20 protein-coding genes are annotated in these 20,730 nt (G+C 69.0%); 7 read left to right on the top strand and 13 right to left on the bottom strand.

What is annotated here, in order from left to right; genetic code table 11:
- Nucleotides 1–120: 120 nt before the first annotated feature.
- The 10 genes from AC5P9I_RS19205 to AC5P9I_RS19160 form a co-directional block, all read right to left on the bottom strand.
- Nucleotides 121–567 carry an REP-associated tyrosine transposase gene (locus AC5P9I_RS19205; RefSeq protein ID WP_049465424.1) on the bottom strand — a complete coding sequence of 149 codons (447 nt, stop codon included), beginning with the start codon at nucleotides 565–567 and terminating at the stop codon, nucleotides 121–123.
- 185 nt (nucleotides 568–752) lie between these two features.
- Nucleotides 753–1,511 carry a 2,3-dihydro-2,3-dihydroxybenzoate dehydrogenase gene (locus tag AC5P9I_RS19200; RefSeq protein ID WP_049465423.1) on the bottom strand — a complete coding sequence of 253 codons (759 nt, stop codon included), beginning with the start codon at nucleotides 1,509–1,511 and terminating at the stop codon, nucleotides 753–755.
- Nucleotides 1,502–5,392 (bottom strand): enterobactin synthase subunit F, encoded by a 3,891-nt coding sequence (locus AC5P9I_RS19195; protein WP_049465421.1) that lies wholly within the window; start codon nucleotides 5,390–5,392, stop codon nucleotides 1,502–1,504. The genes AC5P9I_RS19200 and AC5P9I_RS19195 overlap by 10 nt, the downstream gene beginning before the upstream one ends.
- Complete coding sequence (locus tag AC5P9I_RS19190) at nucleotides 5,389–5,646, bottom strand: phosphopantetheine-binding protein (protein ID WP_049465419.1); 258 nt, start codon at nucleotides 5,644–5,646, stop codon at nucleotides 5,389–5,391. The genes AC5P9I_RS19195 and AC5P9I_RS19190 overlap by 4 nt, the downstream gene beginning before the upstream one ends.
- Nucleotides 5,646–6,278, bottom strand: coding sequence for an isochorismatase family protein (locus AC5P9I_RS19185; protein ID WP_049465418.1), 633 nt, complete (start codon nucleotides 6,276–6,278; stop codon nucleotides 5,646–5,648). The genes AC5P9I_RS19190 and AC5P9I_RS19185 overlap by 1 nt, the downstream gene beginning before the upstream one ends.
- Entirely contained in the window at nucleotides 6,278–7,930 is a 1,653-nt protein-coding gene (locus AC5P9I_RS19180; protein ID WP_049465416.1) for a (2,3-dihydroxybenzoyl)adenylate synthase, read from the bottom strand. Before AC5P9I_RS19180 ends, AC5P9I_RS19185 begins: the two co-directional genes overlap by 1 nt.
- The gene (locus AC5P9I_RS19175; protein WP_049465414.1) at nucleotides 7,927–9,120 is read right to left on the bottom strand and encodes an isochorismate synthase; all 1,194 of its coding nucleotides are present in this window, start codon (nucleotides 9,118–9,120) and stop codon (nucleotides 7,927–7,929) included. Before AC5P9I_RS19175 ends, AC5P9I_RS19180 begins: the two co-directional genes overlap by 4 nt.
- A complete protein-coding gene (locus AC5P9I_RS19170) occupies nucleotides 9,117–10,313 on the bottom strand; it encodes an MFS transporter (protein ID WP_049465412.1) in 1,197 nt (398 codons plus the stop codon). The genes AC5P9I_RS19175 and AC5P9I_RS19170 overlap by 4 nt, the downstream gene beginning before the upstream one ends.
- Before the next feature lie 151 nt (nucleotides 10,314–10,464).
- Nucleotides 10,465–10,776 carry a DUF3817 domain-containing protein gene (locus AC5P9I_RS19165; RefSeq protein ID WP_049465408.1) on the bottom strand — a complete coding sequence of 104 codons (312 nt, stop codon included), beginning with the start codon at nucleotides 10,774–10,776 and terminating at the stop codon, nucleotides 10,465–10,467.
- A 122-nt stretch (nucleotides 10,777–10,898) separates the two neighbouring features.
- Nucleotides 10,899–11,834: a TIGR03571 family LLM class oxidoreductase gene (locus AC5P9I_RS19160; RefSeq protein ID WP_049465406.1), complete on the bottom strand. Its 936-nt coding sequence runs from the start codon at nucleotides 11,832–11,834 to the stop codon at nucleotides 10,899–10,901.
- Nucleotides 11,835–11,900: 66 nt separating this feature from the next.
- On the opposite strand from AC5P9I_RS19160, the gene AC5P9I_RS19155 reads away from it, so the two are divergent.
- The 5 genes from AC5P9I_RS19155 to AC5P9I_RS19135 all read left to right on the top strand — a co-directional run bounded on the left by AC5P9I_RS19155 (nucleotide 11,901) and on the right by AC5P9I_RS19135 (nucleotide 15,691).
- Nucleotides 11,901–12,350 carry a GNAT family N-acetyltransferase gene (locus AC5P9I_RS19155; protein WP_049465404.1) on the top strand — a complete coding sequence of 150 codons (450 nt, stop codon included), beginning with the start codon at nucleotides 11,901–11,903 and terminating at the stop codon, nucleotides 12,348–12,350.
- A 97-nt stretch (nucleotides 12,351–12,447) separates the two neighbouring features.
- Nucleotides 12,448–13,974, top strand: coding sequence for a thioredoxin family protein (locus tag AC5P9I_RS19150; RefSeq protein WP_049465426.1), 1,527 nt, complete (start codon nucleotides 12,448–12,450; stop codon nucleotides 13,972–13,974).
- Between the two features lie 180 nt (nucleotides 13,975–14,154).
- Nucleotides 14,155–14,784 carry a superoxide dismutase gene (locus tag AC5P9I_RS19145; RefSeq protein WP_187756652.1) on the top strand — a complete coding sequence of 210 codons (630 nt, stop codon included), beginning with the start codon at nucleotides 14,155–14,157 and terminating at the stop codon, nucleotides 14,782–14,784.
- Nucleotides 14,781–15,356 (top strand): flavin reductase family protein, encoded by a 576-nt coding sequence (locus AC5P9I_RS19140; protein ID WP_049465401.1) that lies wholly within the window; start codon nucleotides 14,781–14,783, stop codon nucleotides 15,354–15,356. The genes AC5P9I_RS19145 and AC5P9I_RS19140 overlap by 4 nt, the downstream gene beginning before the upstream one ends.
- Nucleotides 15,356–15,691 (top strand): tetratricopeptide repeat protein, encoded by a 336-nt coding sequence (locus AC5P9I_RS19135; protein WP_049465399.1) that lies wholly within the window; start codon nucleotides 15,356–15,358, stop codon nucleotides 15,689–15,691. Before AC5P9I_RS19140 ends, AC5P9I_RS19135 begins: the two co-directional genes overlap by 1 nt.
- A gap of 5 nt (nucleotides 15,692–15,696) precedes the next feature.
- Here the strand turns inward: AC5P9I_RS19135 and AC5P9I_RS19130 are convergent, their stop codons facing one another.
- Nucleotides 15,697–16,851: a fatty acid desaturase family protein gene (locus AC5P9I_RS19130; RefSeq protein ID WP_049465397.1), complete on the bottom strand. Its 1,155-nt coding sequence runs from the start codon at nucleotides 16,849–16,851 to the stop codon at nucleotides 15,697–15,699.
- Nucleotides 16,852–16,862: 11 nt separating this feature from the next.
- Nucleotides 16,863–17,933, bottom strand: coding sequence for a ferredoxin reductase (locus tag AC5P9I_RS19125; RefSeq protein ID WP_049465395.1), 1,071 nt, complete (start codon nucleotides 17,931–17,933; stop codon nucleotides 16,863–16,865).
- A 92-nt stretch (nucleotides 17,934–18,025) separates the two neighbouring features.
- On the opposite strand from AC5P9I_RS19125, the gene fabR reads away from it, so the two are divergent.
- Complete coding sequence (gene fabR / locus AC5P9I_RS19120) at nucleotides 18,026–18,682, top strand: HTH-type transcriptional repressor FabR (protein WP_049465393.1); 657 nt, start codon at nucleotides 18,026–18,028, stop codon at nucleotides 18,680–18,682.
- A 115-nt stretch (nucleotides 18,683–18,797) separates the two neighbouring features.
- Here fabR and mntR read toward each other — a convergent pair whose 3' ends face one another.
- The gene (mntR, locus tag AC5P9I_RS19115) at nucleotides 18,798–19,262 is read right to left on the bottom strand and encodes a manganese-binding transcriptional regulator MntR (protein WP_049465391.1); all 465 of its coding nucleotides are present in this window, start codon (nucleotides 19,260–19,262) and stop codon (nucleotides 18,798–18,800) included.
- 116 nt (nucleotides 19,263–19,378) lie between these two features.
- Here mntR and AC5P9I_RS19110 point away from each other — a divergent pair, with 116 nt between their 5' ends.
- A complete protein-coding gene (locus AC5P9I_RS19110) occupies nucleotides 19,379–20,710 on the top strand; it encodes an Nramp family divalent metal transporter (RefSeq protein ID WP_049465389.1) in 1,332 nt (443 codons plus the stop codon).
- Nucleotides 20,711–20,730: the final 20 nt, after the last annotated feature.

The following is a 20,730-nucleotide window of genomic DNA, read 5'->3' as shown; positions in this document are numbered from 1 at the left end:
GCGCGGGTCATGCGGTTGCCGGCCAGCGGCCGGCACTACCATCGCGGGTGCTCTGCGCGCCGGAACGGACTCTGCGCGGCGCTTCGGTTCTGCTGTGGTAGTGCCGGCCGCTGGCCGGCATCACATCCAGGCCGACCACGCATACGGATACTCGCCAATCTGCCCGGCAAGACCGGAGCGCACCGGATTACCCAGGATGTACAGCGCCTGCCGCGCCAGCGACTCTTCGGTCCTCACTGCATGATCGAAGTAGCCGGGCTGCCACACCGTACTTCGATGGCCCGCCAGGCGATTCAGGGCAAGTGCACTCGACGATTTCATCCGGCGCGCGACGTCTGGAAGGTGAGTTGCACGCAGCTCAAACATCCAGTGGACGTGATCCGGCATGACGACCCATGCGTGTGACCGTACGAGCCCGCGCTGTTCGATGTAATGGAACTGGTCGACTACACATGCTGCTGCAGCTTCGCTTTCAAAGAGCCGGCGGCGCTGGTGGGTCGTGGTTGTCAGGACATAGGCCTGGCCGATGATCGAGTGACGGCCCAGGCGGAGGCGATGGCTGCTCATGCGCCATGGTGGGTTGATCATTGGGCGTTGGCTGTCAGGCCAAGCCTCAATGGGGGTTGGGAGATGTCTGAAGTTGAATGAGGTTGCCGGCCAGCGGCCGGCACTACCAGAACCACGGGTTGCCGGCCAGCGGCCGGCACTACCGGGGCCATGGGTTGCCGGCCAGCGGCCGGCACTACCGGACCTCAGCCGCGCAGGGTTGCGCCGCCGTCCACGTACAGATCGCTCATCGCCACGTGCCCGGCTTGCTCGGAGAGCAGGAACATCACCGAATGGGCGATATCCTCCGGGGTGGCGAGCTTGCGCAGTGGGATGCCGGCCTTGTAGATCTCCGGGCTGCCGGCGATCACCCGCTCGGCACCGTGCTCGTCCTGCCACATGCCAGTCTGCATCGGGGTCAACGTCGAGCCGGGGGCGACGATGTTGCAGCGGATGCCCAGCGGCGCCAGTTCCAGCCCGAGGCAGCGGGTGAACATGGTGGCGGCCGCCTTGGATGCCGCATAGGCGGCCATGCCGTGCCGCGGCACGCCGGCCGCATTCGAGCTGACGGTGACGATCGCGCCCCGCCGGCGCGGCGACATCACCCGCGCCAAGGCACGCCCAACGTGGAACACGCCATCGGCGTTGACCGCGAACACCCGGCGCCAGTCGGCGTCGCCGGTCTCGGCGACGCTGCCCACGTGCAGCACGCCGGCCACGCTGGCGGCCAGCATGATCGGCCCGATGCTGGACTCGACCTGACCCACCAGCGCATCCACCGCCGCGCTGTCGGTCACATCGAGCGCAAAGGTGCGTACACGCGCATCGACCGTAGCAGGCGCCTCCCGGTCGGCCGCCACCACCGTGCAACCAGCTTCCGCCAACAGCCGTACCAGTACTTCACCGATGCCCCCGGCGGCACCGGTCACCAGTGCCAAGCGACCTTCAAAACCGGTCAATTGCATGTTGCGGTCTCCTGTTGCTCGTCCCAGTGGCGCAACCGCGCCGACAACCACGGTGCCAGCTGCGCCACCGCGTCGCGGCCGGTCAGCTCGGCATGCAGGAACGGCAGTTCCAGCGCCTGCACCTTGCGTGCGTGCGTCCGCCACAGCGCCGACTGCAGCTGTGGCCGCGCCTGGTGATCCCGGCCCGCGCGGACGTGCACCAGGGTGCCGTCGAACGGTTGGTGGATGTGTTCGCGGATCAGCCGATTGGTACCGGTCACCGCGCGCACCACGCCGTCGAGCACCACATCCGGCAGGCTGCCCAGTGCACTACCGCCGCGACGCAGGAACGCGAGAATGCGTTCACGGCTGTCCAGTTCCGGATGCGCATCCGGATCGTGGCCGGCGATCGCGAGCAGTGCCCGCAGTGCGGCGATGGCATCCGGTTCCGGCTCGGCCCGCCAGCACTCGCTGGGATAGGCGTCCAGCAGCACCAGTTCGCCGACGTCGCGGCCGATCTCATGCAGGCGCACCGCCATCGCCTGGGCGAGGATGCCGCCCACCGACCAGCCCAGCAGATGCACCGGCCCCTTCGGCTGCAGTGCGACCACGCGCTGTACGTAGTCGTTGGCCATCGCCTCGATGCTGCTCGGCAGTGGCAGCCGCCCGTCCAGTGCCGGCGACTGCAGGCCATACACCGGGCGGGCGGGTTGCAGTGCCCGGGCCAGGCTGCGGTAGTTCCAGGCGATGCCACCGGCCGGGTGCAGCACGAACAGCGGCGTGGACCCGGCAGCGTCGGTCGCGGCCAGCGCGATCACCGGCCCCAGTGCGTGATCGGCCAGCGCGGGCGGCTCGGCAATGCGAACCGCCAGCGCGGCCACGGTGGGCTGCGCGAACAAGGCGCCCAGGCCCAGATCGCAGCGCCAGCGCTGCTCGATGGCCAGCAGCAGGTGCACCGCCGACAGCGAGTCACCGCCGAGACTGAAGAAATCCGCATCCACCGCCACCGGCGCTTCACGCCCCAGTGCCTGGGCAAACAGCAACGCCAGTTCCTGTTCCAACGGTGTGCGTGGTGCCAGTCCAGCGACTTCATGCTGCGGCGGCTTCGGCAATGCGTTGCGGTCGAGCTTGCCGTTGGCGGTCACCGGCCAGTGTTCCACGCCCACAAACGCCGAGGGCACCATGTAATCCGGCACGCGCGTGGCCAAGTGGCTGCGCAGCACTACCGCGTCGGCAAGGGCCACGGGCACATAGGCCACCAGGCGCGCGTCGCCGGGCGCATCCTGGCGCAGCAGCACTTCCACCCGCTCCATGCCCGACAGTTCGCGCAGTGCCGCCTCGATCTCGCCCAGCTCGATGCGCAGGCCACGCAGCTTCACCTGGTGGTCGCTGCGGCCCAGGTACTCGACCGCGCCATCGTGGCGCCAGCGCGCGACGTCGCCGGTGCGGTAGATGCGCTCGCCCGCCAGGAAAGGATCTTCAAGGAAGCGCTCGGCGGTCAGATCGTCGCGACCAAGATAGCCGCGTGCCAACTGCACGCCGCCCAGGTACAGGTCACCGGCCACACCGACCGGCACCGGCTGCATCCGGGCATCCAGCACGTACAGGCGGGTGTTCCAGACCGGGAACCCGATCGGCACCGGCCGCGAGCGATCCTGCGCCGACGCCGGCCAGTAGCTGACATCCACTGCGGCCTCGGTCGGGCCATACAGGTTGTGCAGTTCAGCGTGCACGCGCGCATGGAAGCGGTCGCGCAACGCAGCGTCCAGCGCTTCGCCACTGGTGAATACCCGGCGCAACTGCAGCCCTTCCGAAGCGGGCGCAGCGAGGAAAGCGTCGAGCATCGACGGCACGAAATGCGCCGTGGTGATGCCATGGCCACGGATCAAGCGTGCCAGTTCAGTGGGATCGCGGTGCGCATCGGGCCCGGCAACCACCAGGGTGGCCCCGCACAGCAGCGGCAGGAAGAACTCCCAGACCGAGACATCGAAGGTTGCCGGGGTCTTCTGCAGCACGCGGTCATCGGCACGGATGCCGTAGTGCTCGCGCATCCACAGCAGGCGGTTGACGATGGCGCGGTGTTCGACGACCACGCCCTTGGGCTCGCCGGTCGAACCGGATGTGTAGATCACATAGGCCGCATCGCTGGGCGCCGGATCGGCCCACGGCGCGGCGAAGCTCAGCGCGGTCCACTGCTCCGGCGCCAGCACTGGCACGCCGGCCACGCGCGTCGCTACGTCCGCCGCAGCCAGTACACACACCGGCTGTGCCGACGCAAGAATACGCCCCAGCCGCTCGTCGGGATGGGCAAGGTCCAGCGGAAGATAGGCCGCGCCTGCACGCAGCACCGCGACCAGCGCGATCACCAGCTCCAGCGAGCGCGGCAATGCCACCGCCACCACGCTGTCCGGGCCGACATCCATTGCCCGCAGCTGTGCCGCCAGCGCGAAACTGCGCGCTTCCAGCGTCGCGTAATCCAGCGTCGTATCGCCGAACACCAGCGCCGGCGCGTGCGGGTCGCGGTCCATGCCCTGTTGCAGCAGCTCGACCAGGGTGGTCTCCGGCAGCGCGTGCGCAGTGGCATTGAAACCCTGCAGCAGCTGCAGCGCCTCCGCGGGCGTCGCCAGGGGCACGGCGGCGATATCGTCAGCCTGCAATGCCGCCGACACGAAATGCAGCAGCCGCGCCGCGTGCGCCTCGACCTCCTCACGGCTGTACAGCGCGGGATTGGCCTCGATCTCCAGATCGAGAAGGTGCTGGCCATCGCCACGGAAACCCAGCGTCAGGTCATCCACCGGCCCGGTGCACAGCACCTCCAGCGTCGCCTGCACGCCGGTCAGCGCCAGCGGCTTGTAGAACGGCTGCACATTCACCAACGGACCGTGCAGGCGCTGCTGCGCGCCGACCAGGCCCAGGTCCCGGCGCAGCTGCTCACCGCGGTAACGGCCGTGCTTGCGACCCTGGCTGAGCTGCCGGCCCAGGCCGCGGGTGAAGGCCTCGACGCTGCCCTCGCCGGCCGCTACGCGCAGCGGCAACACGTTCATCACCATCGCCGGCACCCGCGCCGACGCGTTGCCGAGCCGCGCCATGTACGGCACGCCCAGCACCACTTCATCGGCAGCGCTCATCCGCCGCAGGTACTCGGCCGCCAGCGCGGCCAGCACATCCGGCCAGGGCTGCAGCCAACGTGCCGACGCCTGCAGCAACGGCTCACGGAAGGCCGCATCGAGCGGCTGCACCCAGTGCAGCGCGTCATCACTGGCCGCGAGCGTGCCGGCCAGGCCTACGCCTGCCGGTGCGCCCTGCATGTGCGCACGCCACCACTGCCCGGCCTGCGCGCGGCGCGGGTCGGCGCGATACGCGGCATCATCGGCCAGCACGCCCGCCAGCCCCGGCAGCGGTTCACCCGTGCGACCGGCGTACAACGCGCACACCCGATCAGTAAACAGCGCCATGCCGTAACCATCGGCCGCCAGATGATGCACGCGCAGGTACCAGACCCAGCGCAGGCCACCCAGATCGAACAGTACCTGCTGGCTGATCCGGTCCCGGGTGGGATCGACCGGGCTCAGCCGGTCGGCGTGCATCAGGTTGCGTGCCGCAGCGGCGGGATCCGCCTCGGTGGACACATCGCGCACCGAAAGCAACGGCACGTGTGCCGGATCATGCCACTGCAGCGGCTGGCCATCGGCGCCCTCGGCAAAGCGCAGCGCGAAGGCCTGGGCCTCGACGGCAGCCTGGTCTGCCGCTGCAACGAATGCGGCCACGTCGAGCGGGCCGTCGATCCACACCGCGTGCGCGGTATTGAACGACGGATTGCCCGGTGCCAGCCGCTGTGCGAACCACAGTCCGGCCTGGGCCTCGGTCAGCGCCACCGGCGTGGCCAGCGCGACGGCGTTCATGCGTGCTGCGCGGCCTGCAGGTGCTGCACCACGCCCCACCACTGGCGCAGCGTGGTGTGCTCGGCCAACTGCGAGAATTCCAGCGGCAGGCCGGTGTTGCCCCAGGCCAGAACCAGGCCGAGCATGCGCATCGAGTCGAGGTCCAGGTCGATCAGGTTGTCGTCGTCACCGATCTCGGCCGGCGTGCACTCCAGCACGCGCGCGACGTCGGCGCGCATCCGCTCCAGATCCAGCACCTCACCGGTGGCCGTCATCACAGCACCTCCAGCAGCTGATCGGTGGTCATCGGCACACCGCAGGTGCGCGCGATCCAGTGCAGCGCCTGATCGTGGTCGGCGCGCGAGAAGTCCGCCACCGCATCGGCGGCGATGAAGGCCTCGATGTCACGCTGGAAGGCCTCGACCACGGTCGCGGTACAGCCGATATGGGCGTACACGCCGGTCACCAGCAGCTGGTCACGCCCACGTACCCGCATCAGCGTCTCCAGGTTGCTGCGCTGGAAGGCGCTATAGCGATGCTTGACCAGCACATGCTCGCCCGGCTGCGGCGCCAGCGCCTCGATGATCGGCTCATGGTCGGCGCTGCGACGCATGCCCGGTCCCCACAGGTCGGCCTGCAGGCCACGGTCACGCCGGTCCTGGTCGCCATGCTGGGCGGTGTAGAACACCGGAATGCCCTGCGCGCGGCAGTGCGCCAGCAGGCGCACGATGTTGTCCACCGCCGGCCGCAAGGGCGTGCTGCCGGCGTCGAATGCCGCCAGGAAGTAGCGTTGCATGTCGTGCACCAGCAAAGCCACACGATCGCGCTGCGGGCGCCACGGGCCACGCGCCTGCGGTAGTTCGGCGGCGGTCGGCAAGGGATAGTCGGTGATACGGGGCAGCGCCATCAGCGCGTTCCTCCTGTCTGTTGCAGATGACGCGCACGCAGTTGCGCGCGCAGTTCGCGGCGGCTGATCTTGCCGACCGCCGTGGTATTGAAACTGTCGACGAACACGATCTGGTCGGGCACCTTGAACGCAGCCAGACCGCGCCCGCGCATCCACGCCTTCAGCGCCGGCGCCTTGAATGGCTCGCCCTGCGGAATCACGAAGGCACAGCTGCGCTCGCCCAGGTACTCATCGGGAATGGAGACCACGGCGGCGTCGAACACGCCGGGGTGGGCAAACAGGTGGTCTTCGATCTCTTCGGCGGAGATCTTCTCGCCCGCGCGGTTGATGTGGTCACCAGCGCGGCCCTGCACCACCAGGTAGCCCCCGGGCAGCTGCTGCACGCGGTCGCCGGTGCGATAGAAGCCGTCGTCGGTGAACGAGCGGGCATTGGCCACCGCATCGTTGTGGTAGCCACGGATCGTGTACGGGCCACGGGTGAGCAGATGCCCCACCTCGCCTTCGGCCACCGGCTGGTCATGGTCATCGACCACGCGCACTTCGTCATCCGGGCTGATCGGCCGGCCCTGGCAGGCCACGATCAATTCTTCCGGATCATCCAGCCGCGTGTAGTTGACCAGGCCTTCGGCCATGCCGAACACCTGCTGCAGCGTGCAGCCAAGGCCTTCGATCACCCGGCGTGCGGCTTCCGGGACCAGTTTGGCCCCGCCTACCTGCAGTACCTGCAGGCTGGACAGGTCATGCCTGCTGCTGGCGGCGGCCTGTGCCCACAGCAACGCCAGCGGCGGCACCAGCCCACAGCAGGTCACCTTCTCGCGGGCGATCAACGGGAAGGCCGCATCCGGACCGGGGCCGGGACTGAGCACCACGCGGGCGCCGGCATACAGCGCGCCGAAGAAGCCGGGCGAGCTCATCGGGAAATTGTGCGCGGCCGGCAGTGCGACCAGATAGACGCTGTCGCGGTTGATGCCGCAGAGGTCATTGCTGGCACGAAACGAGTAGATGTAGTCGTCGTGGGTACGCGGAATCAGCTTGGACAGCCCGGTACTACCACCGGAAATCTGCAGGAACGCCACCGACTGCGGGTCCGGATCGGGCGGCAGCTGGCTGCGGTCCCCCTGCAGCGCCTCCAGCGCGAAGAACTCCGCCGCATCGCCGTCGATCACCACATGGCGCACTGCCGGGACCTCGGCCTGTAGTGCCCGCGCCAGCCCGCGATGATCGAAGCCATCGTGCAGTGCCGTGGTGATGTAGGCACTGGCTTCGGCCTTGTTGGCGAAGTGCGCCAGCTCGGTGATGCGGTGCGCCGGCAGCGCGTACACCGGCACCAGGCCGGCCCGGAACAGGCCGCAGACCGTGGTGATGAAGCCTGCGGTGTTGCCCAGCTGCACCAGCACCCGTTCGCCAGGCTGCAGGCCGAGCGCCAGCAGGCCGGCACCGATGCGCCCGGCCTCGTGCCACAGCTGCGCGTAGCTCAGGCGAACATCACCGGCGACCACCGCGATGTCGTCGGCATAGCGCTCTGCACGTTCGCGCAGGAACGCCGGGAACGTCTCGCCACGCCAGTGACCGGCTTCGCGATAGCGCGCCACCAGCGCGTCGGGCCACACCTGCTGCAGTGGCAGGCGGGAAAAGTCAGCGGAGGTACTCATGCGGCAGGCTCGTTGGTGGGCGCGGACGCATGGACACCCAGCGCGTTCAACAGGGCAGCGAACTTCGCTGCGGTTTCGGCCACCTCGGCCTCGGGTTGCGACTCGGCGACGATGCCGGCGCCGGCAAACAGGCGCAGCTGCGTGCCCTGCAGGCGCGCGCAGCGGATCGCCACGTACCAGTCGCCGTCACCCTGCGCGTCCAACCAGCCCACGGCGCCGGCATAGAAGCCGCGCGGTACCGGTTCCAGTTCGCCGATGCGCTGCAGTGCCGCCAACCGCGGCGTACCGCAGACGGCCGGCGTGGGATGCAGCTGCGCCAGCAGCGCGGCCGCCGATGCCTGCGGATCCTTCAGGGTGGCATGGATGCGGGTACCCAGATGCCACATGCTGGCGGTGGCATGCAGCGCTGGGCGCGGCTGCGCATCGATGTGGCTGCAGTACGGCGCCAGGCCGTCGACGATGGCCTCGACCACATGGCGGTGCTCGTCGTGGTCCTTGGTCGAGGCCAGCAGCGCCTGCGCGGCCCGCTCGTCCTCGGCGGCATCGGTGCTGCGCCGCGCGGAGCCCGCCAGCGGGTGCGACAACAGCTCGGCGCCACGCTTGCGCAGCAGCAGTTCCGGCGTCGCGCCCACCAGCCAGGCGGGCGCCTGCCCCGGCGCCACCGGCAATGGCACCGCGTAGGTCGCCACCGAAGGATCCGCGCCCAGCCGCGCCAGCAGCACCTCGGGGGAAAGTGACTGCCGCGTGCGTGCCAGCAGGCTGCGCGCCAGCACCACCTTCTGCAGGTCCAGTCCGGGCGCGCGCAGTACCTGCACCGCAGCCGCCACCGACGCCGCGTATGCCTCGGGCGCGGGCTCGGCCTGCAGGGCACCCTCCAGCGCCGGCGCGGCCTGCGGCGGCAACGGCAGGGCTGGCAGCAGGCGCTCGGGCTGGTACAGCGCGTCGTCGGCACGCGGTTCGAATGGCACCGCACCGACCAGCAGGCCCGGGCCGCCACGCTGCTGCGCGAAGAAGGCCGAAACGCGCTCTGCGAGCGTCGCCAGTGCACCGGCCGGCAGCGTGGCGCGGCAACCGCGTGCGTGCACGTGCTGGCCGGCGTGCTGCAGCAGGAACAGCGACGCGTCGTCGGTGCCTTCCTGCGGCGCGGGCGCAGCCTCCGGCCACGCGCCCTGGATCAGGGAATCGTTCATGGGGTCTCCTTCATCCGATGCACTGCAGCCAGCGCGCACAGCAACAGCAGCAACGCGCCGACCAGCAGATATGGCAGGCTGGGCCCGCCGCGATACAACAGCGTGCCGAGCATCGGCCCGGCCACCATGCCCAGCCCCTGCGCGGCAGCGACCGTGCCTGCCGCAGCGCCCTGCTCATGCGCTTCCACCGCGTCGGCGGCCAGCGCCTGGAACGAGGGGAACACGAAGCCCATGCCGAACGCGGCCAGCGCATAGGCCGCCGGCAACTGCCAGCCCTGCTGCACGCCCGCCACCGAAGCAAAGCCCATGCCGGAAATCAGCGCGCCGAGGACGATCCAGCGGCGTGGATGGACCTCCAGCTTCATCACCAGCGCCTGCGCCAGGATCAGGCCGACGCCAACGGCGGTAAGTGCAATGCCGGCCATGCGTGCGCCCGCAGCCGCATCCAGTCCCAGCCGATCAATCGCAAAGAAGCCCACGGTGACCTGCGCGATGGTGACCGAGACCATGGCGATGAACGCCGCCAGCTGCGGCAGGCGCAGGCGCGGGTCGAGGCGGCTCATCGGCGCGCGGCGCTGCAGGGAAGCACCTACCACCGGCGGCGTCGCTGGCAGCCGCCAGGCCAGCAATGCCAGTGCCAACAACGGCAGCAGCGCGGCCACATACAGCGCCAGCGCCAGGTTGGTGTAGGCCAACCAGCCCGCGGCAGCCGGGCCGAGCACCATGCCCAGTGCATTGGCGCTGCCCAGGCGGGCGAGGAATTTCGCACGCTGGCCGGTCGGTGCCTTGTCGGCAATCAGTGCCGCTGCGGTAGGCGGCACCGCCGCGTAGAACAGGCCGATCAGGCCTCGCGCACCGACCAGCACCAGCACCGATACCAGTACCGGCGGCACCGCCTGCAGGGCAACATCGATGAACACCGCCAGCGCGATGTAGACCACGGTGTAGGCGCTCATCGCCAGTGTCAGCACGCGCTTGCGGCCGATGCGGTCGCTGAGCTGGCCCCAGGGGCGCGCGGCCAGCATCCACAACACGCCCGCGGCGGTGACCGACAGTCCGGCATGCCACTCGGACAAGCCGAGTAGGCGGACCACCGGACCGATCACGGCGACGAAGGACATCATCGCCATGGTGCCGATCAGGGCAGCCACTACCAGCGCCGGCAAGCCGGGAACGACGGGACGTGCGTGCATGGAACACCAGCCGTAACAGGAAGGGATCGCCGGGCGCACCTGCGCCCCGCCCGGCACCGGCCCTGCTCAGGTCCGGATGCCACCCTTAAATGATAACGGCTCGTATTTGCATTTGATACCCATTCTCTTGAACGGGCGTGCAACGCGGGCTTCAGCGGCCAGAGCGCAGGTCCAGCAGGCCACGGCGCTTGAACCACCACTCCAGCGGCAGCGTCACCAGCGGCGGGATGGCTGCCAGTAGCGCCAACGCACTGGCCCACCACGGCCAGCGCAGGCGCAGCGCCGCAAACAAGGTCACCGCCACATAGACCAGGAACGCTACGCCATGCAGCGGCCCGAACAGCTTCACCAGCGCCACGTTGGCCATCGGGCCGTACTTCATCCACATGCCGATGAGCAGCCCGGCCCAGGTCACGGCCTCGATGAAGGCGACCGCCGCGAACAGGCGTCCAGTCGGGTGCATGGGGGAACGTTGGGTCACACGGGGCTCCGGCAGCGGGGTATCAAATGCAAATGATACGCAGATGCGAACATCCAGCACACCGGCGAGCGCAGCGGTGCGAGCGTCTCCACCAAGGTGGACACCTACCGGAGCATATGCGGCAGCACCTGCTCCCCGATCTCGCGCAGCACCGCGTCCATCGGCCGCCCGTTGTCGACCAGGTTGAACATCACATGCACCACGCCCTGCGCATGCACGCGCAGCAGATAGTCACGCAGGCCATCGCGGCCGACCTTCAGGCCCAGCGGCAGCGGCTCGGCCGGCGCCTGCGGATCCGCCTGTAGGTCCAGCAGCATCGACTGCACGAACGGCTTGGCTGGCCCACCGTGCTGCACCAGCGCCTGCTGCCACAGGCCGATCCGCCCCTCCTGCGCAGCTTCCTCGTGGTGATAGGTGGCCCAGCCCTCGGCCTCACGCGCGATCCACTGCAGGCTCTGCCGCGCAGTGCCCACCACCAGCATCGGAATGCGCGTGGCCGGCGCCGGCAGCACGTCGTAGCCACCCGTGGCCTGCAGTACGGCGGTCCGCTCATCGGCCTCCGGTGACAGCGCCGCGCGCAGCAACGACCAACGATCACGGAACGTCGCCGCCCTGCCCTCCAGGTCCTCACCCAACGCGGCGAACTCTTCCGGGCGGTCGCCCGAACCCAGGCCCAGTACGAACCGCCCGTCACTGATCCGGTCCAGACTCAGTGCCGACTTCGCCACCTGCAACGGCTGGCGCAACGGCAGCACGATGGCGGCGGTACCGACCACGATGCGCCCGGTCGCGGCGGCCAGCATGCCCAGCCACAGGAAGGGATCATCCAGCGCGCTCGCCGTCGCGTCCGGACCCTGCGGCACCATCAACGGGACGTCGCGCGTCCACAGCGCGGCGAAACCAAGATCGTCGGCCAGCCGCGCAATGCGCCGCGCCGCGCCCGGATCGGCCAGCCCATGCGCCACAACGGGCGTCATCAGGCCCAGGCTCAATCCCTGTTGCGGAAACAACGAAGCGTAGGCGGGATTGAATTCACTCATGCGACCAGCTTAGCGTGCAGGCACCGGGCGACGATGACACGCCACGCACCACAGGAAGAACGCTGCATGCCGAGGATCCGCCCCGCCCACATTGATGACCTGCCCGCGATCAGCGCGGTATGCCTGGCCGCATTCACTGCGGCGGTCGCGCCCTCGCTCAGCGCGGCCGGCATCGCCACCTTCGGCAGTGTCGCCGCCGCCGACGCGTTCGCTGCACGCCTGCAGGGCGACAACCACATCCTGGTGGCCGAGCAGGACGACCGCATCGTCGGCGTGGTCGAGCTGAAGGAAGGCCGCCACCTGGCGATGCTGTTCGTCGATCCCGGCTGCCAGGGCCAGGGCATCGGCCATGCCCTGTTCGAAGCCGTGCTGCCGCACCTGCGCACCCCGGTGCTGACCGTGCGCGCCTCGCTCAACGCAGTGCCTACCTACCTGCGCTATGGCTTCGAGCTGGACGGTGATGTCGGCGAGTTCAACGGGTTGGTGTACCAGCAGATGGTGCGGGCAGCCGCCTGAGGGCAGCGGGTGTCATGCCCCGCTGCACGGCCGATATAAGCAAACTGAATCAGCACACTCCCCGGCCATTCCTACAATGGCCTGTCCCCCCTTCGAGATGCCGCCGATGCGCGTCGCGCTTTCCGTGTTGCTGCTGGCTTCGGCGCTGAGCGCCTGCACCCCGGCCCCGGTGTCCACCGCCAGCTCCGCCGAGGCGCCCGCGCCCGCGCCGGCGTCCGCCATCGCCTGGCGTCAGGGCGATGTGGACGATGCCTTCGCCGAGGCCGCCGACAGCGGCAAGCCGGTGCTGCTGTACTGGGGCGCGGTCTGGTGCCCGCCGTGCAACCAGCTCAAGGCCGGCCTGTTCAAGGACCCGGCGTTCATCGCGTTGACCGGCAAGTTCGTGCCGGTCTACCTGGATGGCGACGAGGAAGGTGCGCAGGCCTGGGGCGAACGCTTCGGGGTGCGCGGCTATCCGACCCTGATCGTGCTGGACCCACAGCGCAATGAACTGACCCGCGTGGCCGGCGGCAACGACGCGGCCGAATTGACCCGTGCGCTGACCGTCGCGGCCGGGCGCCGCAGCGCCATCGCCGCCACCCTGGCAACGGCACTGGCCACGCCGGACAAGCTGGCCGCCGAAGACTGGCAGGTGCTGGGCGACTACGGCTGGGAAGTCGACGCCAAGCGCCTGGCCGGCGAGCGCAAGAGCCAGGACGTGCTGCGCCAGCTGTCCAAGGCCGCGCCCGACGCGGCACTGCAACGCCGCTTCGCCCTGCTGGCGCTGGCTACCGCCGACACGCCTGCCAGCTCGCCCACCGAGGTGCGTGAGCTGCTGCAGGCCGTGCTGGCGCAACCTGCCGAAGTCCGTCGTAACCGCGAACTGCTGGGCTACGCGGGCGCGACGCTGGTCAAGCAGGCCAGCGCCGGCCCGGCCACCAGCAACACGCTGGGGCAGCAGCTGCTGGTCGCGCTGGAGCGCGCTGATGCCGAACGCGGCGACCGCGCCGACGACGCTTTGTCACGCGCACTGACGGAAGTATCGCTGGCCCGCCAGCAGCAGCCGAAGGGCGCACTGCCTGCGGCGCTGGTTGAGCGGGTCAAGCAGCGGGTGGCCGCTGCCGATGCGGCCGCCACCGATGCGCACGCACGCCAGGCGACGATCAGCGGCGCGGCCTACGCATTGCGCCAGGTCGGCGACGACGCGGGCGCCGAGGCGCTGTTGCTGGCCGAGCTGAAGCGCAGCGAGCAGCCGTACTACTACATGCCCGAACTGGCCGAACTGGCCGAACAGCGCGGCGATACCGCCGGTGCGCTGGAGTGGTTGAAGCGCGCCTACGACGGTGCACAGGGCCCGGCCACCCGCGTGCAGTGGGGCGTGCTGTATGTGGAAGGGTTGCTGAAGCTGGCACCGGACGACGCACCGCGCATCGAGCAGGCCACCGCCTCGCTGATCGCCGAACTGGAGGCGCAGCCATCGGGCTATCACCAGCGCACCCGCCAGCGCTTCGAGCGCCTGGCCGGGCAGTTGAAGGCCTGGAGCGGCAAGCACCAGGGCACGGAGACGCTGGCACGGTTGCAGCAGCGGATGCAGCAGGCATGCGGCGATCAGGCCGACAGTGGGTGCAGGGATTGGCTGAGTTGAGGTACTGAAAGGTAGTGCCGGCCGCTGGCCGGCAATCGGGGCGAGTCGGGTTGCCGGCCAGCGGCCGGCACTACCACGCCTCGATGTCCATCGCTTCTGCTCTTGACCTCAACCATTGTTGAGGTGCGATAACGATCTCCGCGTGGCCAGCCCCTGGCCTTTCCCATGGAGATTGTTTCGATGTCGTACTCGCTTCCCCCGCTCCCCTACGCCTACGACGCCCTTGAGCCGCACCTCGATGCGCGCACGATGGAAATCCATCACGGCAAGCACCACCAGACCTACGTCAACAACCTCAATGCCGCCATCGAGCAGGCCGGCATCGCCGAGCAGCCGGTCGACGTGCTGATCGCCAACCTCGACGCCGTGCCCGAGCCGCAGCGTGGGGCGGTCCGCAACAACGGCGGTGGCCACGCCAACCACAGCCTGTTCTGGACCGTGCTCAGCACCCACGGTGGTGCACCCGATGAGGAACTGGCCGCGGCCATCGACCGTGATCTTGGTGGCTTCGCTGCCTTCAAGGACGCCTTCAGCAAGGCCGCGCAGACCCGCTTCGGCAGCGGCTGGGCCTGGCTGACCAGCGATCGCGATGGCCGCCTGCAGGTCGAAAGCAGCGCCAACCAGGACAGCCCGCTGATGGGTGCAGCCGTCGGCCTGTCCGGCAACACCCCGATCCTCGCACTGGACGTCTGGGAACACGCCTATTACCTGCACTACCAGAACCGTCGCCCGGACTACATCGGCGCGTTCTTCAACATCATCAACTGGGCCGAGGCCGGCCGGCGCTACCGCCAGGCCAGGGCCTCATGAGCGGCGAGACACTGCCGTACGCCGGGCCTTGGGCGGGGGTGTTCCCCGCCCCGGCCCCGGTGCCGTCGGTCGAGATGCCGCCGCGCGCCCTGCGGCGGCTGCTCGGTCACTTTCCGACCGGCGTGGCCATCGTCTGCACGCGCGATGCGCAGGGCAAACCCATCGGCCTGACCATCAATTCGTTCGTACCGGTCTCACTGCAACCGCCCCTGGTGCTGTGGAACCTGGCGTTGCATGCACAGAGCCTGTCCACCTTCCAGCGTGCCCGCCGCTTTGCGATCAGCGTGCTGGCGGCCGACCAGGAAGCACTGGCCCGGCGCTTTGCCGATCCTCAGGTACGCAACCGCTTCGACGGCCTGGCATTGCTGGACGACGACGAGAACGCCCCACCCCGCATCGCCGGTGCGGTGGCGCATCTGACCTGTACCCGCCACGCACAGTGGCCGGTGGGCGATCACCTGCTGCTGGCCGGCCGCATCATCGACGTGCACGAGAACGGCGGTGCGCCACTGCTGTTCCATCGTGGCCGCTTCCAGCCGGGACCGACCGAGCTGATGGTGGAGGTCCGCTGATGGACATCGAAGCATTGGAATGCATGCTCGCCGCCGGCAAGGACGGCGCGCTGCTGCGCTTCGGGCTGGGCAAGGGCTGGCTGGATGCCGGCAATCCGGTGCGCGCGGCAACCCATCTGGGCCGTTGCGTGGTGCTTGACCCGCAGTACTCGGCGGCGTGGAAGCTGCTCGGCAAGGCGTGGCTGGCCAGCGGCCAGCCGCAGGCGGCGCGCGAAGCGTGGCAACGGGGGCTGAGCGTGGCCGGCAGCAAGGGCGACCAGCAGGCACGCAGGGAAATGCAGGTGTTCCTGCGACGCCTGGACCGCGAGCAGGCGGACCTGGCGAACGCGGGCTGAGCCGATCAGCCCGCGTTGGCCGATGCCGGTGCCGGTGCCGACATGATGTCGGCCATCGGCAGGCGGCGCGGCTTGCTCGGGAACGCGTGGCGCAGGATGCGCCAGACCACCTGGCCGAACTGGCGCGGCAGCGAGCCGTTGTTGTAGTGCTGGCCGTAGCGGCGGCAGATGTCCTTCACTTCCTTGGCGATGGCCGCGTAGCGGTTGGCTGGCAGGTCCGGGTAGAAGTGGTGCTCGATCTGATGGCTGAGGTTGCCGGACAGCACGTTGATCAGGAAGCCGCCGCTGATGTTGGACGAACCGCGCAGCTGGCGCAGGTACCAGTGCCCGCGCGACTCATTGCGCAGGCATTCCTTCGGGAAGGTCTCCGATTCGGCGGTGAAGTGGCCGCAGAAGATGATCACGTAGGTCCAGATGTTGCGCAGGCCGTTGGCCACCAGGTTGCCCAGCATCACGGTGAGGAAGAACGGGCCCGCCAGCAGCGGGAAGAACACGTAGTCCTTCAGCACCTGGCGCAGCATCTTGCGCGCCACCGGTCGCGTCTGCAGCCACATCGCACGGGCGCTCATGCGGCCCTTGAACCAGCGGCCCAGGCGCAGGTCCTGCGCGGCCACGCCCCACTGGAACAGCAGTGCGAAGATCGGCGCGATGATCGGCTGCAGCAGGTAGAACGGCTTCCAGCGCTGCTCCGGGAAGATGCGCAGCAGGCCATAACCGATGTCATCGTCCATGCCACGCACGTTGGTGTAGGTGTGGTGGCGGAAATTGTGGGTCTTGCGCCAGTTGTCGGCGGTGGCCACGATGTCCCACTCATAGGTATTGCCGTTGAGCTTGGGGTCGCCGGTCCAGTCGAACTGGCCGTGCATCACGTTGTGGCCCAGCTCCATGTTCTCCAGGATCTTCGACAGCGCCAGCAGCAGCGTGCCGGTGATCGCGGCCGGCCACAGCAGCGGCATCCAGAACAGCGGCGAGAACGCCGCCAGGAACAGCAGGCCACGGCCACCCACGCCGAACCAGCGCACGGCGGCGGCCACGCGGCGGATGTAGCGGGTATCGGAGGCGCCGAGGCTGCCGATCACACGGTCGCGGATCGCGTCGAGTTCCTCGCCGAAGGCATGCATCTCGGCAGTACTCAGGGCACGGTCGGTAGCGCGGGTCATGGCAGGCGTCCTCAGAGATCCAGGGTCAGGTCGGTGGTCGGTGCGCTCACGCAGATCCGCACCGGCTGTGCCGATTCGGACTGCAGGTCGCCGGTGCGCAGGTGGCGCGTGGCGCCACTGACGCGGTCACAACTGCAGGTATTGCAGATGCCCATGCGGCAGCCATGCTTGGGCTTGATGCCATGGGCTTCCAGGCTTTCCAGCAGCGAACGGCCACGCGGCACGCTCAGCTGGCGGCCACTGCGCGCCAGCGTCAGCGACACCTCGCCCTCGCTGCTGGCGTCACGCAGCGGCGCTGGCGGGGTAAAGGCCTCGGCCTGGAAACCGGCCACCTGGTGCGCCAGGCGTTGGCGCGCGGCGGCGACGAAGCCGTCCGGACCGCACGCCAGCACATGGCGCTGCGCCAGCGGCGTGTCATCGCCGGCCACCTGCAGGTCGTGGCGATCAATGCGCGCGGCAGGTACATCGCCTTCGCGGGTGGTCAGCAGGTGCACGCGCAGGTTCGGCTGGCGCGCGGCCAGTGCCTGCAGCTCATCATGGAACTGCAGGTGGGCGGCACGGCGCTCCCAATAGAACAGGTCCACCGGCGCGGCCAGCGGGCGCTGACAGGCCTCGCGCAGCAGGCTGCGCATCGGCGTGATGCCACTGCCGGCAGCCAGCAGCAGCACCGGCGCCGCCGTCGGCAACTGGAATTCACCGAACGCAGCCTCCAGCCGGAACAGCTCGCCCGGTTGCGCATGCTTGACCAGATGCTGGCTGACCCGACCGCCATCGACGGCCTTGACGGTGATCGCCAGCTCGCGCGGCCCCAGGACGGTGGGACTGTAGCTGCGCTGCCACAGGCGCCCGTCAAGCTCCACGCCCAGGGTGACGTGCTGGCCGGCGCGCATGCCGGCCCAGTGCCGGTTGGTGCGCAGGACCAGCGTCGCCGCGCCCTCGCCGGCCGGCTCGCGCCGCACCAGGCGGGCCACCGGCTCACGCAGGGTCCACAGGGGATTGAGCTGGCCGGCCCAGAAATCGAACAGCGACGGCGAGACCCAGCGGTATGGAGAAAACGGGGACGGACGGACGACAGCGCTCATGGGCGAACTATACGGGCGCACATACACCTGTGTATACACGTGTATATTCAACCGGATTGGGTATGATTCAGCCTCGCCCCACCGGAACCCCCATGGCCGCCGCCACCGCCTTGTCGACGCATGAAGATGCCAACAGCCCGGCCCGCCGTACGGTGAGCCGTGAAGACCTGCTGGCCGCCGCCCTGAAACTGATCGGCCCGCACCGCAGCCTGTCCACGCTCAGCCTGCGCGAAGTGGCACGTGAGGCCGGCATCGCGCCGAACAGTTTCTACCGGCAGTTCCGCGACATGGACGAACTGGCCGTGGCGCTGATCGACGCCGCTGGCCGCTCGCTGCGCACCATCATCGGCGAGGCCCGCCAGCGCGCCACCTCCACCGCCACCAGCGTGGTGCGGGTCTCGGTGGAGACGTTCATGGAGCAGCTGCGCGCCGACGACAAGCTGCTGCACGTGCTGCTGCGCGAAGGCGCGGTCGGCTCGGACGACTTCAAGCACGCGGTCGAACGCGAGCTGCACTATTTCGAGGAAGAGCTGCAGCACGACCTGGTGCGCCTGGCCGCGCTGGACGGTGCCGTGCTGCATGCCCCCGAACTGGTGGCCAAGGCCATCACCCGGCTGGTGTTCGCGATGGGGGCCACCGCCATGGACCTGCCGCCGGAGAAGGACCCGGAGCTGATCGAACAGATCTCCACGATGATCCGCATGATCATCGTCGGCGCCCGCACCCCCGCCGCATTCCGCCGCGGCTGACAATCGGCCGCCGGGGCCGGATCCCTTTCCACAGGAAAGGGCCCTGAGCCCGACCTCCCTGCCCACACCGCACTTCCAACCGCCGGCCGTGCGTGGCGCGGCGTCAGGGGTCTGCTCAGCCGCCCTCGGCCTTGCGTACGAACGCCTCGAACAACGCCAGCGTCTGCTCGCTCACGTGATGCTCGATGCCCTCGGCATCGCGGCGCGCGGTATCGGCGTCCACGCCCAGCGCCAGCAGGAAACGCTCCACGGTCTGGTGGCGCTGGCGGCTGGCATGGGCCAGCGCCTCGCCTTCCGGGGTCAGGAACACGCCACGGTACGGCCGCTGCACCACCCAGCCGTCGCGGGCCAGCCGCCGCAGCATCTTCGCCACAGTGGGCTGGGCCACCCCCAGTCGGGTGGCGATGTCGACCTGGCGGGCCTCGCCGCCGTCGGCCAGCAGGTCCGAAATCAGCTCGACATAGTCCTCCACCAGCTCCATCCGGTGCGCCTCGCGTACTTGCCGGAAGCTCTCGACCTGGCGCTCGGCCTCGATCAAGGGGGTGCTCTTCAGCGATGTCGAATCATCGGTCTTGCCCACGCGTGCGCCTGTCCTTCCGGTGTGATCCAAGGTTGAAGCTGAATTCTGGACCAGTCACACCCTAAAGACGATTGTTTCACATTGCTAATGACTATAGCCGGAGCTATATTAAGCCCATGGATACCCTGGCGCCCCGCGACCCTTCGGCCTCCACTCCGGCCAGCCTGGGTGCGCTCAACGCCTCGGTCGCAGTGCCCGACAAGGGCCACTGGTGGTTCCGCCTGCTGGCCTTCCTTGGCCCGGGCTACATGATCTCGGTCGGCTACATGGACCCGGGCAACTGGGCCACCGACCTCGCCGGCGGTTCGCGCTTCGGCTACCTGCTGCTGTCGGTCATCCTGATCTCCAACCTGATGGCGGTGATCCTGCAGGCGCTGTCGGCGCGGCTCGGCATCGCCACCGGCATGGACCTGGCGCAGGCCTGCCGCGCCCGTTACCCCAAGCCGGTGAACCTGGCGCTGTGGGCGCTGTGCGAGGCGGCGATCATCGCCTGCGACCTGGCCGAGGTGATCGGCACCGCGATCGCGTTGAAGCTGCTGTTCGATCTGCCACTGCTGTGGGGCGCGGTGATCACTGCGCTCGATACGCTGCTGGTGCTGCTGCTGATGAACCGCGGCTTCCGTGCGCTGGAAGCGTTCGTGATCGCGCTGCTGATGGTGATCTTCGCCTGCTTCGTGGTGCAGATCGCGATGGCCGCGCCACCGGTGATGGCGGTACTGGGCGGCTTCATTCCGCGCGCGCAGGTGGTGACCGATCCGCACGCGCTGTACATCGCCATCGGCATCATCGGTGCCACGGTGATGCCGCACAATCTGTACCTGCATTCGTCGATCGTGCAGACCCGCGCCTACCCGCGTACGGATGAGGGCCGTCGCAGCGCGCTGCGCTGGGCGGTGACCGACAGCACGATTGCGCTGACCCTGGCATTGTTCATCAACGCCAGCATCCTGATCCTGGCCGCGGCCGTGTTCCATGCCAATGGCCGTTTCGACGTGGAAGACATCGAGCAGGCGCACCAGCTGCTGGCGCCGATGCTGGGCGTGGGCGCGGCGGCAACCCTGTTCGCGGTGGCGCTGCTGGCGTCGGGCCTGAATTCGACAGTCACCGCGACGCTGGCCGGCCAGATCGTGATGGAAGGCTTCCTGCACCTGCGAATGCCGCCGTGGCTGCGTCGGCTGATCACGCGCGCACTGGCGATCATCCCGGTGGTGGTGGTGATCGTGCTGTTCGGCGACCAGGGCGCGGTGAAGCTGCTGGTGCTGAGCCAGGTGGTGCTGTCGATGCAGCTGCCCTTCGCGATCATCCCGCTGGTACGGATCGTGACCGACAAGGTGACGATGGGGGCGCTGGTGGCGCCACGCTGGCTGGGTGCGGCCGCCTGGGTGATCGCGCTGGTGATCGTGGCGTTGAACGTGAAGCTGCTGGTCGACACGTTCACCGACGCCTGACGCCAATTGCCGGGGTCGGT

It is taken from the genome of Stenotrophomonas sp. YJH_SMC_29 (assembly GCF_059371235.1).
This window is presented reverse-complemented; position numbering and strand designations above follow the sequence as displayed.

Bases quoted from the DNA above. Each gene is read 5' to 3' on its own strand.
- AC5P9I_RS19205 (WP_049465424.1), bottom strand. From the start codon at position 567: ATGAGCAGCCATCGCCTCCGCCTGGGCCGTCACTCGATCATCGGCCAG.
- AC5P9I_RS19200 (WP_049465423.1), bottom strand. From the start codon at position 1,511: ATGCAATTGACCGGTTTTGAAGGTCGCTTGGCACTGGTGACCGGTGCC.
- AC5P9I_RS19195 (WP_049465421.1), bottom strand. From the start codon at position 5,392: ATGAACGCCGTCGCGCTGGCCACGCCGGTGGCGCTGACCGAGGCCCAG.
- AC5P9I_RS19190 (WP_049465419.1), bottom strand. From the start codon at position 5,646: ATGACGGCCACCGGTGAGGTGCTGGATCTGGAGCGGATGCGCGCCGAC.
- AC5P9I_RS19185 (WP_049465418.1), bottom strand. From the start codon at position 6,278: ATGGCGCTGCCCCGTATCACCGACTATCCCTTGCCGACCGCCGCCGAA.
- AC5P9I_RS19180 (WP_049465416.1), bottom strand. From the start codon at position 7,930: ATGAGTACCTCCGCTGACTTTTCCCGCCTGCCACTGCAGCAGGTGTGG.
- AC5P9I_RS19175 (WP_049465414.1), bottom strand. From the start codon at position 9,120: ATGAACGATTCCCTGATCCAGGGCGCGTGGCCGGAGGCTGCGCCCGCG.
- AC5P9I_RS19170 (WP_049465412.1), bottom strand. From the start codon at position 10,313: ATGCACGCACGTCCCGTCGTTCCCGGCTTGCCGGCGCTGGTAGTGGCT.
- AC5P9I_RS19165 (WP_049465408.1), bottom strand. From the start codon at position 10,776: ATGCACCCGACTGGACGCCTGTTCGCGGCGGTCGCCTTCATCGAGGCC.
- AC5P9I_RS19160 (WP_049465406.1), bottom strand. From the start codon at position 11,834: ATGAGTGAATTCAATCCCGCCTACGCTTCGTTGTTTCCGCAACAGGGA.
- AC5P9I_RS19155 (WP_049465404.1), top strand. From the start codon at position 11,901: ATGCCGAGGATCCGCCCCGCCCACATTGATGACCTGCCCGCGATCAGC.
- AC5P9I_RS19150 (WP_049465426.1), top strand. From the start codon at position 12,448: ATGCCGCCGATGCGCGTCGCGCTTTCCGTGTTGCTGCTGGCTTCGGCG.
- AC5P9I_RS19145 (WP_187756652.1), top strand. From the start codon at position 14,155: ATGTCGTACTCGCTTCCCCCGCTCCCCTACGCCTACGACGCCCTTGAG.
- AC5P9I_RS19140 (WP_049465401.1), top strand. From the start codon at position 14,781: ATGAGCGGCGAGACACTGCCGTACGCCGGGCCTTGGGCGGGGGTGTTC.
- AC5P9I_RS19135 (WP_049465399.1), top strand. From the start codon at position 15,356: ATGGACATCGAAGCATTGGAATGCATGCTCGCCGCCGGCAAGGACGGC.
- AC5P9I_RS19130 (WP_049465397.1), bottom strand. From the start codon at position 16,851: ATGACCCGCGCTACCGACCGTGCCCTGAGTACTGCCGAGATGCATGCC.
- AC5P9I_RS19125 (WP_049465395.1), bottom strand. From the start codon at position 17,933: ATGAGCGCTGTCGTCCGTCCGTCCCCGTTTTCTCCATACCGCTGGGTC.
- fabR (WP_049465393.1), top strand. From the start codon at position 18,026: ATGGCCGCCGCCACCGCCTTGTCGACGCATGAAGATGCCAACAGCCCG.
- AC5P9I_RS19110 (WP_049465389.1), top strand. From the start codon at position 19,379: ATGGATACCCTGGCGCCCCGCGACCCTTCGGCCTCCACTCCGGCCAGC.